Annotated in this window: 9 protein-coding genes; 4 read left to right on the top strand and 5 right to left on the bottom strand. The window is 71.3% G+C overall.

Translation table 11 applies throughout. From position 1 onward, the window contains the following. Positions 1 to 146 precede the first annotated feature (146 nt). A complete protein-coding gene (gene murJ / locus ABD330_RS05915) occupies positions 147 to 2,435 on the bottom strand; it encodes a murein biosynthesis integral membrane protein MurJ (RefSeq protein ID WP_344461462.1) in 2,289 nt (762 codons plus the stop codon). Between the two features lie 45 nt (positions 2,436 to 2,480). Further along, positions 2,481 to 4,835 (bottom strand): DUF6049 family protein, encoded by a 2,355-nt coding sequence (locus tag ABD330_RS05920; RefSeq protein ID WP_344461464.1) that lies wholly within the window; start codon positions 4,833 to 4,835, stop codon positions 2,481 to 2,483. Between the two features lie 336 nt (positions 4,836 to 5,171). On the opposite strand from ABD330_RS05920, the gene ABD330_RS05925 reads away from it, so the two are divergent. Both ABD330_RS05925 and ABD330_RS05930 read left to right on the top strand, forming a co-directional pair. Beyond that, positions 5,172 to 6,593 carry a CCA tRNA nucleotidyltransferase gene (locus tag ABD330_RS05925; RefSeq protein ID WP_344461535.1) on the top strand — a complete coding sequence of 474 codons (1,422 nt, stop codon included), beginning with the start codon at positions 5,172 to 5,174 and terminating at the stop codon, positions 6,591 to 6,593. Positions 6,594 to 6,730: 137 nt separating this feature from the next. Then, positions 6,731 to 7,441, top strand: a complete 711-nt coding sequence (locus tag ABD330_RS05930; protein ID WP_344461466.1) for a restriction endonuclease — start codon at positions 6,731 to 6,733, stop codon at positions 7,439 to 7,441. A gap of 10 nt (positions 7,442 to 7,451) precedes the next feature. On the opposite strand, the gene ABD330_RS05935 is transcribed toward ABD330_RS05930, so the two are convergent. The 3 genes from ABD330_RS05935 to ABD330_RS05945 form a co-directional block, all read right to left on the bottom strand. Next, positions 7,452 to 8,753 carry an MFS transporter gene (locus tag ABD330_RS05935; RefSeq protein WP_344461537.1) on the bottom strand — a complete coding sequence of 434 codons (1,302 nt, stop codon included), beginning with the start codon at positions 8,751 to 8,753 and terminating at the stop codon, positions 7,452 to 7,454. A 389-nt stretch (positions 8,754 to 9,142) separates the two neighbouring features. Next, positions 9,143 to 10,225: an inositol-3-phosphate synthase gene (locus ABD330_RS05940; RefSeq protein WP_344461468.1), complete on the bottom strand. Its 1,083-nt coding sequence runs from the start codon at positions 10,223 to 10,225 to the stop codon at positions 9,143 to 9,145. Positions 10,226 to 10,389: 164 nt separating this feature from the next. Beyond that, positions 10,390 to 11,073: a PadR family transcriptional regulator gene (locus ABD330_RS05945; RefSeq protein WP_344461470.1), complete on the bottom strand. Its 684-nt coding sequence runs from the start codon at positions 11,071 to 11,073 to the stop codon at positions 10,390 to 10,392. 669 nt (positions 11,074 to 11,742) lie between these two features. Between ABD330_RS05945 and ABD330_RS05950 the strand changes: the two genes are divergently transcribed. Together ABD330_RS05950 and ABD330_RS05955 are read left to right on the top strand one after the other, a co-directional pair. Further along, positions 11,743 to 14,100, top strand: a complete 2,358-nt coding sequence (locus ABD330_RS05950; protein ID WP_344461472.1) for a transglycosylase domain-containing protein — start codon at positions 11,743 to 11,745, stop codon at positions 14,098 to 14,100. Between the two features lie 201 nt (positions 14,101 to 14,301). Further along, positions 14,302 to 15,846, top strand: a complete 1,545-nt coding sequence (locus ABD330_RS05955; RefSeq protein WP_344461474.1) for a glycosyltransferase family 87 protein — start codon at positions 14,302 to 14,304, stop codon at positions 15,844 to 15,846. Positions 15,847 to 15,912: the final 66 nt, after the last annotated feature.

A 15,912-nucleotide genomic window follows, 5' to 3' on the forward strand; every position in this document is an offset into this window, starting at 1 on the left:
CGCAGGACGATCCGGTGCCGGGCCGGCCCGTCCGCGCCTGATGTCCGGTCAGCCGTGGTCCGGCGCCGGGCGCGGCCGGGCCGAGGCTCCGCGCCGGTGGCCCCGGCGTCCGGAGGCTGCACGTGCGAAGGCTGCACGTGCGAGGCTCAGCGTCCGAGGCGGCTGCGCACCATGCCGACCATCGCGTTCAGCTCCTCGATCCGCATCCGCTTGGCGACGACCGCGAAGACCAGCAGTTGGAGGCCGCCCGCGAGCACCAGGGTGATCACACTGCCCAGCCAGCCGTTCAGCGCCCCGTCGACCAGCAGGCTGACCCCGAGCCCGACGGCGGCGGCGGGCAGCGAGGCGATGGCCAGCCGGACGTACGTCTTGGCGATCCGCCCGGTGTCCAGCCCGCCGATCCTCGCCTTGAGCTTGGGGACGGCCACGGCGACGCCGACCGCGTACGAGGCGCCGTAGCCGAGCGCCATCCCGGTCACCGCCCACTGCGCGGGCAGCAGCAGGTAGCAGGCGACGGCGCTGACCGCCTGGCAGGCCGCCACCCACACGGTGTTGGAGAACGGGGTGCGGGTGTCCTCGTACGCGTAGAAGCCGCGCAGCAGGACGTACTGGACGGAGTACGGGATCAGCCCGAGCGCGAACGCGGAGAGCATGAAGCCGACCGCCGTGGTGCCGTGCGCCACCGCGCCGCCGTTGCCGAGGCCGTAGATCGAGCTGCCGATCACCGGGCCGAGCGCCAGGAACAGGAACGCGGCCGGCACGATCGCGACGGCCGAGGTGCGCAGCCCGTACGAGAGATCGTCGCGGACGGCGCCCGGGTCGTTGTCGGCGGCGGAGCGGGAGAGCCGGGGCAGGACGGCGCTCATCACCGAGACGGTGATCACCGCCATCGGCAGCTGCCAGATCAGCAGGGCGTTGGAGTACGCGGCCAGGCCGACGCCCAGGTAGCCCTTGGACTGGGCGTCGCTGCCGGCGGCGGTGGCGAGCTGGGTGACGACCAGGTAGCCGGCCTGGTTGGCGAGGACGAAGAGGAAGGTCCACTTGGCCAGCCGGGCGGCCTTGCCGAGGCCGTGCCCGCGCCAGTCGAACCTGGGCCGGAAGCGGAAGTCGGCGGCGCGCAGGTACGGGATCATCGCCAGCGCCTGCACGGCCAGGCCGAGCAGGGTGCCGATGCCGAGCAGCCGGATGCCTTCGGGGGAGATGGTGGCGGGGGTGACCTCGCTGTGCTGGAAGGTCCCGAACACCCAGAGGTACATCCCGAAGGTGAAGATCACCACGATGTTGTTGAGGACCGGGGTCCACATCATCGCGCCGAACCGCCCGCGGGCGTTCAGGATCTGGCCCATCACGACGTGGACGCCCATGAAGAAGATCGTCGGCAGGCAGTAGCGGGCGAGCGCCACCGTGGTGTCGGCGCTGGCCCGGTCCTTCATCAGCGAGTGCGAGATCAGCTGGACGAGCAGCGGTGCGCCGACCACGGCCACGAAGGCGACCCCGGCCAGGCCGGTCATCACCAGGGTGAGCAGGCGGTTGGCGTAGGCGGTGCCGCCGTCCTCGTCGTGCTTCATGCTGCGGACCAGCTGCGGCACGAAGACGGCGTTCAGCGCGCCGCCGCCGATCAGGATGTAGAGCAGGGTGGGCAGGGTGTTGGAGGCGTTGTACGAGTCGCCCATGGTGCCGACGCCGATGGCGGCGGCGATCACCATGGTGCGCAGGAAGCCGGTGCCCCGGGATACCAGGGTGCCGGCGGCCATGATCGCGCTGGAGTCGAGCAGACCGGCGACCTTGCCGGTGCCGGAGCTCTCGCCGTGGCCGCTCCCGTCGCCGCCCTCGTGAGGGTCGGTGTCGGTGCCGTCCGTGCCGTGGTCGTCGGCCTCGCCCCCGGCCGGTGCGGGGCCCTCGGGGGCCAGGAGCGCCGGCGGGATCTGTACCGCCGCGACCTGGAGGTTGGCCTCCTCCTCGGAGAGCGGCGGGTCGAACTCGATCGGCGGGACGAACGGAGCCCGCCCGTCGGCTTCCGCCGCCTTGGTGCTCAGCAGGTCGTCCACGCCGACGTACTCGGTGGTCTCGGTGTCCCAGGGCGATCCGGCCGGCCCGGACTCCCGGTCGCCCGCCGGGGCGTCGGCCGGGGCGGCCGTCGTCCAGTGGCTCGCCGGGGCGGTCAGGCCGGGCTCGGGGTGGACGTTCTGCTGGGGCGGGAGCGGGGCAGCGGGCGGCGCGGACTCGGCGGTGCGCAGCCCGTACGGGTCCTGCTCGGCGGAGCCGCCGTACGCGTCCGCCGCGTAGGGGTCCTGGGCGTAGGTGTCGGCCAGGTACCAGTCGGCGGGAGCGGACTCGGCGGCCTGCGGGGCACCCGCCGGGGCGGTTCCGAAGGCGCGGGGTGCCGCCTGGTCACGCCCTCGGCCCTGCGCTCGCTCCTCGCTCCGCTCGCTCATGCCACCTCTTCGCTGCTGGGGGTGGGCCGCCCCGGAGGGACGGCCTCAGTGACCCACCTTCTCATCACCGGAGACCGGATCACCGGCAACCGCCGCCGACCCCGGGTCCGCGTCGGGGCCCGCCTCGGCCGGTGCGTCCGGGTCCGCGTCGGGGCCCGCGTCCGGGTCGGCGGAGCGCTTCTTGCGCTGGAGCGAGAAGCGCACCGCGGCCAGCAGGATCAGCACCACACCGCCGCCGATCACGTACAGGACGCCCTGGGTCACCGAGGTGACCTCCACCGTGAACGTCACCGGCTCGCCGTACTGCTTCGCGTCCGGCCCGGTGGTCCACAGCTGCGCGGTCATCTGGACCGATCCGTTCACCTGCGCCTTGGCGGGGAAGCGCAGCGTGCGGCTGGTGTTGGCGTCCAGCACGATGCTTTCGGGCGGGCCGACGTTGAGCCGGTTCAGCTGGCCGGAGGTGAGCCGCAGCTCCAGGTTGCCGACCGCCTGGTTCAGGTCGTTCTTGACACTCACCAGCAGCGTCCCGCTGTCACCTGGGAGAGTGATCACGCTCTTGGCCGGTACCTTGACCGCCGAGACGAGGTTGTCCAGGTAGCCCTGCACCCCGGCCCGGTAGGCGCCGGCGGCGTCCGTCCGGTCCCGCCAGGCGGTGGAGAGCGAGCGCAGCATGGCCGCGCTGAACGGACTGCGCACCCGCTGCGGCTGGGTCAGGATCCGCATCAGCTCGTCCAGGCCGCTCTGCACGTTCATCACGTCGCCGAGCGCGGAGTCCGACAGCTCGGTCCGGCGCGGCCCGTCCGGGTACTCGGCCGGGCCCGGCACGTTGCCGTTGGCCCCGGGGGTGGGGGTCGCGGTGGCCACCGTGTCCAGCTTCACCAGGGACAGCCAGCCGTCCTTCTGGGCCTCCAGGATCGCCGAGGCCAGGGTGTTGGCGGCATCGACGGTGAGGGTGCGCGGCGGCATCACCAACAGGTTGCGCTGGTCCGCGGGCTGCTCCTTGGTGATCACCAGGGTCTCGGCGAGGAAGCGCTGGGTGGCCGCCGTCCGGGCCGGCTGGCTGCTCAGGTCCTGCTGGAAGAGGTCCGAGACGGTCTCGTCCGCGACCACGGCGTTCTGGCCGCCGCCGATCGGGCGCACCGCGTTCGGGGTGTACGAGAGCTTCTTGGGGTCCTCGGGCAGGCTCGCGCCGTTGACCAGCACCAGGTCGTCCCCGGCCGTCCGGCTGGTGGCCGCGACCTGCTGGTCCAGGTAGCCCTGGTAGGGCCAGGCGACGTTCGTCCGGACGTCCACCGAGAGCCGGCCCTCGGCGGTGACCCGGCCGACCGTGCCCGCCTTGCTCAGCGCGGTGTCCATGCCGGTCAGCCCATTGCCGTTGTGGGCGATCGAGGCCAGGTCGGGGTCGGCGTACGGCAGGGCGACGACCTCGTTCCCGGACGCGGCCACCGCCGTCCGGAGCTCCTTGAGCCAGGCGTCGGCCACGGCCTTGCCGGTGCCCGCGACGGTGTTGTCGTTCTGCGCCGACTCGCCCGCCGTGCCCGGCTTCTGCACCCGGTACGGCTTGGTCATCGCGTACACGGCGTCCAGCAGGTCGGGGTCGACCACCCAGGTCAGGCCGGGCAGCGTCTCGCCGGTCTTCACCAGCTGGAACAGCCGGCCGCCGGGGGCCAGGTCGGCGGCCAGGCTCTCGTCGCGCAGCACCGGGGTCTGCTCGGTGTCGGGCATGGTCTGGGCGACCAGCTCGGGGGCGTGGGTGAGCGGCCAGAGGGCGGCGATCTGCGTCTTGGAGGCGGCCTGCGGGCTGTACGGCAGGAAGGTGCGGGCGATGCCGAGGGCGTGCGCCTTCTCGTTGTCCTCGGTGCCGCCCCAGAGGTCCACGGCGAGCTCGTAGACGCCGGGCTCCTCGATGCCGAGGTCGGCGGGCGTCACGGCGACGCTGAACTGGCGGCTCTGGCCGGCCGGGATGGTGCCGATCTGCTGGTTCGTGTTCTGGTCGATGCCGTCCTGGCCGGTGGGACTGTTCCGGGAGGCGATCAGGCCGAGCTCGCTCCGGCTCTCCAGGGGCTTCTTGCTGACCGGGGTGCGGACCGCGACGGTGGTGGCCCGGAGGTCGGAGCCGCCGGCGTTGGTGATCACGCCGGTGACCGTGACGGTGTCACCGGTCTGCGCGGCGACGGCCGGCTTCACGGTGTTGATCACCATGGTCGCCGGGTACTCGGCGGAACCGCTGGTGCGGACGCCGGTCAGCGTGCCCCGGACGGGGCCGACGGCGAGCGCCGGAGTGGCGGCGGACAGCAGGACGGCGGCGCCCGCCAGCAGCGCGCCGAGCCGTTTGGCAGTCCGTCCGGTGGTTCGCCCTGCCCCGGCCTCCGGCTGGGGGGACCCCCATCGCTCGCTCACGCGTTTCGCCCTCGCCGTTCTTGATCGTTCTCGATCGGTCCGTGAATGGGTACAGCCGCTCCGCTGAGCTCGGCGGCTGCGCACGCGCCGACGCTCCGGGGCTTCCCGCGACGCCGAGCCAGGACTGTCCCACCGGCATGGTAACGACGTGGCGAGGTCCGCAGTGTTGCGGGCCGGGAGCTGAGCGGGCCGGGCCCGGAACGACCGGCCGGAGCGGGCGCGGGAAACGGAAGGGCGGCGGGGGAGCCCGGGCACGTACCCTTGTGAGCCGTGTCCACTGTCAATGAGCCCAGCACCGGTCCTTCCAGCTCCGTCCCCCCCGCCGCCGTCCCAGGACTGAGCGAGGCGCAGGCCCTCGGCCTCCAGGAACTGCTCCGGGTCTCCCCGGTCGCCGACGAGGTCGCCCGCCGCTTCCAGGCGGCCGGCCACCGGCTGGCCCTGGTCGGCGGATCGGTCCGCGACGCCCTGCTGGGCCGGCTCGGCAACGACCTCGACTTCACCACCGACGCCCGGCCGGAGCAGGTGCTGAAGCTGGTCAAGGGCTGGGCGGACGCGGTCTGGGACGTCGGCATCGCCTTCGGCACCGTGGGCGCCCGCAAGGACACCCCCGACGGCAGCTTCCTGATCGAGATCACCACCTACCGCTCCGAGGCCTACGACCGCACCTCGCGCAAGCCCGAGGTCACGTACGGGGACACCATCGAGCAGGACCTCGTCCGCCGTGACTTCACCGTCAACGCGATGGCCGTCGACCTGCCCGGCCGCGGCTTCGTCGACCCGCACCACGGTCTGGACGACCTGGAGGCCCGGGTGCTGCGCACCCCCGCGACCCCCGAGGAGTCCTTCTCCGACGACCCGCTGCGGATGATGCGGGCCGCCCGGTTCGCCGCCCAGCTGGACTTCACCCCGGCCCCCGAGGTGGTCACCGCGATGACCGCGATGGCCGAGCGGATCACCATCGTGTCCGCCGAGCGGGTGCAGGCCGAACTGAACAAGCTGCTGCTGGCCGACCACCCGGTGAAGGGCCTGCGGCTGCTCGTCGACACCGGGCTGGCCGGTCACGTGCTGCCCGAGCTCCCCGCGCTCCAGCTGGAGGCGGACGAGCACCACCGGCACAAGGACGTCTACGAGCACTCGCTGACCGTGCTGGAGCAGGCCATCGACCTGGAGCAGGACGGCCCGGACCTGGTCCTGCGACTGGCCGCGCTGCTGCACGACATCGGCAAGCCGAGGACCCGTCGCTTCGAGTCCGACGGCCGGGTCTCCTTCCACCACCACGAGGTGGTCGGGGCCAAGATGACCCGCAAGCGGATGCGGGACCTCAAGTACTCCAAGGAACTGGTCGAAGAGGTCTCGCGCCTGGTCGAACTGCACCTGCGCTTCCACGGGTACGGCGGCGGCGAGTGGACGGACTCCGCCGTGCGGCGCTACGTCACCGACGCGGGCCCGCTGCTGGAGCGGCTGCACAAGCTCACCCGCTCGGACTGCACCACCCGCAACCGCAAGAAGGCCGCCGGGCTCTCCCGTACCTACGACTCGCTGGAGACCCGGATCGCGGAGCTCCGGGAGCAGGAGGAGCTGGACGCCGTCCGCCCGGCGCTGGACGGAAACCAGATCATGGAGCTGCTCGGCCTGAAGCCCGGACCGCAGGTCGGCAAGGCCTACAAGCACATGCTGGAGCTTCGACTGGAGCACGGACCGCTCGAACACGAGGACGCCGTCGCGGCCCTCAAGGAGTGGTGGGAGGGGCAGCAGTGACGGGTGGGGCGTGAGTCGCTTTAGCATTTGCGCTCGATCGTGTACTCCTGGTCGCCCGGTGTGACTGGCTGATCAACGGCTGCGTTACTCCTTCCGAGAGAGGGCAAGTGCCCCTCGCTCGGAAGGAGAAGGTGGCCATGGCCGTCGAAGCGGTGCTGTTGGAGTCCCCCACCATGCGGGCGACCGTCGCGGAGCGGGTCGAGGTGCTGGACCGGGTGCGGGCGCTGGTGCTGCTCCCGGACGGGGTGCACGTGACGACCGAAGGGGTCGCGGCGTACTTCGGGGTCGGGGAGCAGATCATCTACTCCCTGGTCCACGACCACCGGGCGGAGCTGACCTCGAACGGTTACATCGTCGTGACCGGGCGGCGACTGACTTCCTTGAAGGAAGTCTGTGGGATCAACTCCCGCGCCCGGGCCCTCGCGCTGTTCACCCGGCGCACCGTGCTGAACGTCGCGATGCTGCTGCGCGACAGCGAAACCGCACGTCAGGTGCGGTGCTACCTGCTGGACGCTGAGGAGGCCGGGCGGCGCCGGCCTGTGGACAACCCGCCTCCACCGGCTGTGGACAACCTGCCCGAGGGCAGTGTCGACGCGGCGGTCGCGCGGCTCGCCGAGCGGGTCGTCCGGCAGGTCGTCGCGACGGCTGTGACCCCCTTGCTGAACGCGCTCGTGACGGAGGTCGGCCACAACAGCAGCAAGATCGACGCGATGACCGACCGGGTCGACCGGCTGGAGCGGATCGTGCTGGACGACGAGGAGAAGGCGATCGCCCGGCGCAGGCTGCGGATGCTGCGTGCGCTGGACGAGGGCGCGGAGGAGGAGGGCCTGGACGAGCTGCTGGTGTGACGGCCGCCGTTCAGGGGGCGGACGGCTGTTCGGAGCCGGCCACCGGGGGGACCGGTGACCGGCGGGCCGCGCGGCCGTACAGCACGGCGGTCAGCGCGTAGACCACCGCGACGCCGAGCACCACCGGCACGGAGCGGCCGTTCAGCGGCAGGACCAGCGCGGCGACCGCGGCCGCCGCGACGAAGGCGATGTTGAACAGCACGTCGTAGAGGGCGAACACCCGCCCGCGGAACTCGTCCTCCACCGACTCCTGGACGAGGGTGTCCGCGCAGATCTTGGTGCCCTGGGTGACCACGCCGAGCAGCAGCGCGGTGAGCATGCTCGGCCCCACCGCGAAGAGCAGCCCCAGCGCGGGCACGAAGACGGCGGCCAGCGCCGAACAGGCCGTCAGCCAGCCGGACACCCCCAGCCGACGGGTGCACCAAGGGCTGATGACGGCGGCCAGGAAGAAGCCGAGGGCCGAGACGGCCACCGCCTTGCCGAGGGTGGCCAGCCCGGCGGCGCTGTCCGCCGGGTCGTTGAAGGTGTAGCGGGAGAGCATCAGCACCACCACGACCAGGACGCCGTAGCAGAACCGGGACGCCGTCACAGCGGCCAGCGCGTGCACCGCGGGACGGCAGTCGCGGACCAGGTGCCGTACGCCGTCGGTGAGGTCATGGGCCGCCCGGCCGAGCGCGCGGTGCAGCGGCGGACGGTCGGTACGGACGGTCGGGCCGAGCAGCCCGGGGGCCATCCGGTGCGCGGCGAGCGCCGCGCACAGGTAGAGCAGCGCGGCCAGCGTCACCAGGGTGGCGTCCGCCCGGACGCCCGGCGGCATCACCTGGTGGACCAGGAAGCCGATGCCGCCGCCGCAGGCCGCCGCGACCGTGCCGAGGGTAGGGGAGACCGAGTTGGCGGTGACCAGCTGCTCCTGGTCGACGACCCGGGGGAGAGCCGCCGACAGACCGGCCAGGATGAACCGGTTGAGCGCCGTCACCAGCAGGGCCGCGCCGAAGAACAGCCACTCGGGAGCCCTGGCCAGCAGCAGACCGGCGGTGATCAGCCCCAGGCCGAACCGGGCCAGGTTGCCCAGGTAGAGGACCTGGCGGCGGCGCCAACGGTCCAGCAGCACCCCGGCGAAGGGGCCGATCACCGAGAACGGCAGCAGCAGCACCGCCAGCATCGAGGCGATGTCGGCCGGGCTCGCCTGGCGTTCGGGCGAGAAGATCACGTACGAAGCCAGCGAGACCTGGAAGACGCCGTCGGAGAGCTGGGAGAGCACCCGGGCGGTCAGCAGCCGGCGGAAGTCGCGGCGGCGCAGCAGCCCGCCCAGGCTGGCGCGCGGAGAGCTTCGGGTGCTGCCGGGCGCGGTGCTGTCGTTCTCCGTGAGAGCCACCCGCCCAGGGTGCCATGTCGAGCACCGATCTTTCACGCGAGCGGGCGTTCACCTGACGCCGGTTCACGGCGGCGGGCTCCGGAGCGCCCCTGTTTCACGTGAAACATCGACGGGAGGCAGCGGGCCGTCAGAGGCGCGACCCGAGGCGTGACCCGAGGCGTGACCCGAGGGCGCGGAACGCCCGAAGGGCCCAGGCGTGACGCCTGGGCCCTTCGGAACCGCAGAGCTCGGCCGATGGCGGAACTCAGGGTCGGTGCTCGCGTTCAACGGTCGCGACCCGCTGCGGAGCAGCTGGTCGACACCGTTCCGCGCTCAGTGGTCGGCGCTCAGCGCTCGACCTCACCCTTGATGAACTTCTCGACGTTGTCGCGGGCCTCGTCGTCGAAGTACTGAACCGGCGGGGACTTCATGAAGTACGAGGACGCCGACAGGATCGGGCCACCGATGCCCCGGTCCAGCGCGATCTTCGCGGCGCGCACGGCGTCGATGATGACACCGGCCGAGTTCGGGGAGTCCCAGACCTCGAGCTTGTACTCAAGGTTCAGCGGGACGTTGCCGAAGGCGCGACCCTCAAGGCGGACGTAGGCCCACTTGCGGTCGTCGAGCCACGCGACGTAGTCGGACGGGCCGATGTGGACGTTCTTCGCGCCCAGCTCGCGGTCACGGACCTGCGAGGTGACGGCCTGCGTCTTGGAGATCTTCTTCGACTCCAGGCGCTCGCGCTCCAGCATGTTCTTGAAGTCCATGTTGCCGCCGACGTTCAGCTGCATGGTGCGCTCCAGCAGGACACCGCGGTCCTCGAAGAGCTTCGCCATCACGCGGTGCGTGATGGTGGCGCCCACCTGGGACTTGATGTCGTCGCCGACGATCGGCACACCGGCCTCGGTGAACTTGTCCGCCCACTCCTTGGTGCCGGCGATGAAGACCGGGAGGGCGTTGACGAAGCCGACCTTGGCGTCGATGGCGCACTGCGCGTAGAACTTCGCAGCCTTCTCGGAACCGACGGGCAGGTAGCAGACGAGGACGTCGACCTGGCGGTCCTTCAGGACCTGGACGACGTCGACGGCCTCCTCGGTGGACTCCTCGATGGTCTCCCGGTAGTACTTGCCCAGGCCGTCGAGGGTGTGACCGCGCTGCACGGTGACGCCGGTCGGCGGCACGTCGCAGATCTTGATGGTGTTGTTCTCGCTGGCGCCGATGGCGTCGGCGAGGTCGAAGCCGACCTTCTTGGCGTCGACGTCGAAGGCCGCGACGAACTCGACGTCCTTGACGTGGTAGTCGCCGAACTGGACGTGCATCAGGCCGGGGACCTTACCGGCCGGGTCGGCGTCCTTGTAGAACTCGACACCCTGCACCAGCGACGCGGCGCAGTTGCCGACGCCCACGATGGCTACGCGAACCGAACCCATTCCGGTTGCTCCCTGTGATCTCATGAGCCCCGCCTGACTCGGCGGTGCTCGCTCAACTTTGTTCTGACTGTTCTGCTCTTCCGAGCCGGAACAGCCCGGACATCTGGACTGTCTGACGGGCGCGAGGCGCCCGTTGCTACCGCGCGCGCTGGGCGGCTGCGGTGTCAGCGCTCCTGTGCGGAGCGCCCCGGGCGGTCGTGCGGTGGCCTCGGCGGGTCCAGGGACCCGGCCTCCTGGCCACGGCCGTCCGAAGTAGTGGTTTCAGCGGTGCCGAGTCCGGTACGACCGGTGCGGTTGGCCCGCTCGGTCTCGATCAGCTCGCCCAGCCAGCGGACCTCGCGCTCCACCGACTCCAGACCGTGCCGCTGGAGTTCGAGGGTGTAGTCGTCGAAGCGCTCCCGGGTGCGGGCGATCGAACTGCGCATCCGCTCCAGCCGCTCTTCCAGCCGGCTGCGGCGCCCCTCCAGGACGCGCATCCGCACGGCCCGGTCGGTCTGGCCGAAGAAGGCGAAGCGCACTCCGAAGTGCTCGTCCTCCCAGGCGTCCGGGCCGGAGTCGGCGAGCAGCTCCTCGAAGCGCTGCTTCCCCTCGGCCGAGAGCCGGTAGACGATCTTCGATCGCTTGCCGTTCAGTGCGGTGGCCGGGACGTACTCGGTGTCGGGGTTGTCCTCCACCAGCGAGCCCTGGGCGACCAGGTTCTTCAGGCAGGGGTACAGCGTGCCGTACGAGAACGCCCGGAACGAGCCGAGCAGGACGTTGAGCCGCTTGCGGAGCTCGTAGCCGTGCATCGGTGCGTCGTGGAGCAGCCCGAGGACGGCGAACTCCAGCACTCCTGAGCGTCTGCTCATGCCGTTCTGCCCTCCTCCGCGCTCGCTGTGGGTCTTGCCCGTGGGTCCCGCTATGCCGTGCCGATGTATCGGCTCGATATATCGAGAACAGTAAACCGGGGTCACGAAACGGGCAAGGGGGGCGCGGGTGAATGTGATCACAGGATTCCGACGACCCCTCAGGGGCTCGCGTCAAGCACCGGCCGGTCCCACTTGGCAACGGGCATGTAATGATCTGGCGCCGTTTCGTGGTGGTTTGTCCCTGATGCACGATTAGCACCGAATTACAGATGCGTACGCTGTCGCGTGTGCACGAGGACCACCTCCGGGGACAAGGCGGTTGCGGGCATCGGACGTGAACCCTGCCTTCAGACCCGAGTGGTCTGACCGAGGAGTTGCTGGAAGATGAGCGAACACCGGCGGAGGTCGCCCAATCCGGGCGGCGGTGAGCAGCCCCCGGGCCGTGGGCCGGGTGAAGGCCGCCCGTATGCCCACGGCACCCCTCCCGAGGGCGTGCCCTCGTACGGGCGACCGCCGGCGGCGGGTAGGCGGGAGACCGCGCAGCAGCCCCGGCTGACCCGCGCCGAGATGCGCAAGCAGGCCGGCAAGCCGGGCGCGAAGCCGGGCCGAGGCGGCGGACCCGGTGGTCCTGGTGGCCCCGGAGGCCCCGGTGGGCCCGGTGGTGCCCCGATGACCGGGCGCAACGGCAAGCCCGCCAAGAAGCGGTTCATCGACTACCCCCGGTTCGGCAAGCGGGGCGTTCGTCGCTGGCTGCCGTCCTGGAAGCTGATCCTGACCCTCTTCCTGATCTTCTTCGGGAGCGGGGTGGCCACCGTCGGCTTCGCGTACGCGAACGCCACGGTGCCGAAGCTCAAGGACCTGGTCAACGACCAGAACAACATCTACTACTGGGCCGACGGCTCGGAGATGACCCGCCAGGGCAGCACCAACCGTCAGATCGTCGAGCTGTCGGACATCAGCCCGAACGCCCAGAAGGCGGTGATCGCCGCCGAGAACGAGACGTTCTGGACCGACAGCGGCATCGACCCCAAGGGCATCGCCCGCGCCGTGTACAACATGGCCTCCGGCGGAGCGACCCAGGGCGGCTCGACCATCAGCCAGCAGTACGTCAAGAACGCCTATCTCAGCCAGCAGCAGACCCTCAGCCGCAAGATAAACGAGTTCTTCATCACGCTGAAGCTCACCCAGGAGCCGGGCGGCAAGCCGGCCATCCTCGACGGCTACCTGAACACCAGCTGGTTCGGCCGGGGCGCCACCGGCATCCAGGCCGCCGCGCAGGCGTACTACGGCGTGGACGCCAAGAACCTCGACATCTGCCAGAGCTCGGCGCTGGCAGGCATGCTCAAGGGCGCCGGCCTGTACAACCCGGACAGCCCCGCGGCCCACCAGCGGCTCGTCGGCCGCTGGAACTACGTCCTCACCCGGCTGGTGGCCACCAAGGCGATCACCCCGGACGAGCGGGCGAAGTGCACGGCCTTCCCCGAGCCGATCGCCAAGCGGCCCCCGGCCAACATGAACGGCGAGGTCAGCTACCTGGTCGACACCGCCAACAAGTACCTGATGTCCAAGGACACGTCGATCACCCAGGCCACCCTGGACCGCGGCGGCTACATGATCTACACGACCTTCGACAAGAACAAGGTCGCGCAGCTGAAGCAGGCCGTCGACGACGTGAAGTCGGAGACCCTCGACCCCCAGAAGCGCCCGAGCACGGACAACTTCGTCCAGGTCGGTGCCGCCTCGGTGATCCCGGGCGACGGCGCGATCGTGGCCCTGTACGGCGGCGACGGTGTGGAGAACAAGCACTACACCAACAACGCCGACGCCTCGGGCATCCCGGTCGGTTCGACGTTCAAGCCCTTCGTGCTCGCCACCGCGATGACGGACGGCGTGCTCACCAAGATGGGCCCGGACGGCAAGCCGACCAAGATCAACCCCGACAGCCTCTACCTGGCCGACGACATGGCGCAGATCTACAAGCCCGACGGATCGCTGGCCATAGGGGACGACGGCAAGCCTTACCACCAGAGGAACGACGAGACGGGCAAGCAGGGTTACGTCACGCTCAAGACGGCCATGCAGCACTCGTTCAACGTGCCGTTCGTCCAGCTCGGCCAGGACGTCGGCGGCGTCAACACCGCGAACATGGCGGTCCAGCTGGGCCTGAAGAGGGAGAGCCTCGCGCCCTCCTCCTCGCTCACCTTCCCGCTCGGTACCTCCACGCCGAGCGCGATCCGGATGGCCTCGGCGTACTCGGTCTTCGCGGCCCGCGGCCAGCAGGTCGAGCCGTACTCGGTGCTCAAGGTGACGTTGAGCGGCGTCGAGCAGCCCAAGTTCACGAAGCCGGCCGCCAAGGCGGTGCTGGACCAGGCGGTCGCGGACAACATCACCGACGTGCTGGAGAACGTGGCCAAGAACGGTACCGGCACCAAGACCAACGCCCTCGGTCGTCCGGTGGCCGGCAAGACCGGTACCACCGACGCCGGCACCTCGGCCTGGTGGGTCGGCTACACCCCGACGCTGGCCACCTCGGTCGGCATGTGGCGTGAGGAGCCGGGCAAGCCGGGTCTGCTCTCGCTGAACGGCACGGCCGGGCACGCCTCCGTCCACGGTGGTGACTTCCCGACCGACATCTTCACCCGTTACATGAAGGCGGCACTCGACGGGCAGCCGTCGACGGACTTCCCGGCCGCCGAGCCGATCAACCAGGCCGTCAACTCCTCGGGCGCCCCGGCCACCGACGCGCCGTCGCCGTCGGCGTCGACCAGCGCCTCGGACTCCGCGTCGCCCAGCACGTCGGCCCCGGTGCAGCCGCCGTCGACCGTGCCCAGCCCCACCACCAGCAAGACGCAGGACCCGACCGTCCCGCCGAGCTCCAGCCCCAGCTGCTTCCTGGACCTGTGCGGGTCGCCCTCGCCGAGCCACACGAAGCACACGCCGAGTTCCCCGCCGCCGTCCGACTCGGCCAGCCCGCCGCCGCCGCCGACCGGCGGCGCGGCGGCCGGCAACGGCGCCCCGCCGGGCTGAGCCCGGGCCGCCGTTCGGCGGCAGCGCTTCGGCAGCGCTTCGGCGGTACCCGGTGGCGGCTCTCCTCGGAGGGCCGCCACCGGCGCGTTCGCGGCGGGCCGGGCCGACGGCCCCGCCCGGGCCGCCGGCGGTGCGGCGGGCCGGGCCGAATTTGCCGTGGCAGCCTCGTCCGGCCCGGGAGGGTGCGGCATCATGTCCGCCATGACGTCGAGCGAGCGTGACGAAACGCCCGAGCCGCTGCCCGCGCTGCCGGCCGCGGGGCCGCTGCCCAACACCGTGGTCGTCCCGGCGGACGAGGACCCGGTCGCGGAGGCCGGCAGCGAGGTGCTCGGCGGACCGCCCGGACGGCGGGCGCTGCTCGGGGTCTCCTGGTGGGTCCCGGCCCGGTTCCTGGCGCTCGCGGTCATCGTGACGTACGTGCTCGGCATGGCGCAGAAGCTGCCCTGCTACGACGGCGGCTGGTTCCACGGCGCCACCTCCCAGTACACCCACGCCTGTTACAGCGACATCCCGCACCTGTTCACCGGGCGCGGCTTCTCGGTCGGGCTGCACCCGTACCTGGACAAGCTGCCGCAGGCCTCGCCGGACATGCAGTACCTGGAGTACCCGGTGCTGACCGGGTTGTTCATGCAGATCGCCGCCTGGCTGACCCCGCTCGGCGGCAGCGACCAGAGCCGCGAGCAGTGGTTCTGGATGGTCAACGCCGGGATGCTGCTGATCTGCGCGGTGGTCGTGGTGGCCGCGCTCGCCCGCACCCACCGGCGCCGCCCCTGGGACGCGCTGCTCTTCGCGCTGGCCCCCTGCCTGGCACTGAACGCCACCGTGAACTGGGACCTGCTCGCCGTCGCCCTGACCGCCGTCGCGATGGCGTACTGGTCGGGCAGCCGCCCGGTCTGGGCCGGTGTGTTCATCGGGCTGGCGACGGCCGCCAAGCTCTACCCCGTGCTGCTGCTCGTACCGCTGCTGGTGCTCTGCCTGCGGGCCGGCCGGCTGCGGGCCTTCTGGCAGGCGGCCGGTGCCGCCGCCGGGGCCTGGCTGCTGGTCGACCTGCCGATCATGCTCGCGAACTTCAAGGGCTGGGCCACCTTCTACACCTTCAGCCAGACCCGCAAGGAGGACTACGGCTCGTTCTGGCTGATCCTCATGCAGGACCGGAACGCCCAGCTGGCGACCCTCAACACCTGGATCGCCGGCCTGCTCGTGCTCTGCTGCCTGGGCATCGGCTGGCTGGCCCTCAGCGCCCCGCGCCGGCCGCGCTTCGCCCAGCTGGCGCTGCTGGTGGTGGCGGCCTTCGTGCTGACCAACAAGGTGTACTCACCGCAGTACGTGCTCTGGCTGATCCCGCTCGCCGCGCTGGCCCGCCCGCGCTGGCGGGACTTCCTGATCTGGCAGGCCTGCGAGGTGCTGTACTTCCTCGGGGTCTGGTCGTACCTGGCCTACGGCGGCGACGCCAAGCAGCACGGCATCGGGCAGGACTGGTACCACTTCGCCATCGTGCTGCACCTGCTCGGCACGCTCTTCCTCTGCGCGATGGTGATCCGCGACATCCTGCTGCCCGAGCGCGACCCCGTCCGCTGGGACGGCAGTGACGACCCGTCGGGCGGCGTGCTGGACTTCGCGCCGGACGCGGTGGTGCTCGGCACCGCCCGCCGGCTGCGCGAGGAGGAGACCTACGGCCGGTACGCCCTGCCGAACGAGGCCGAGTGGCTGGCGGCGGCCGAACCCGCGGAGTCCGTCGACCGGTAGTCCGGGCCGCCCGGCGGGGCCCACCGCCGGGCCGCGCGGCGGTCGGCCGGCGGGCCGTACACCGGC

The sequence above is a fragment of the Kitasatospora kazusensis genome, assembly GCF_039529945.1.
GTDB classification, from domain to species: domain Bacteria; phylum Actinomycetota; class Actinomycetes; order Streptomycetales; family Streptomycetaceae; genus Kitasatospora; species Kitasatospora kazusensis.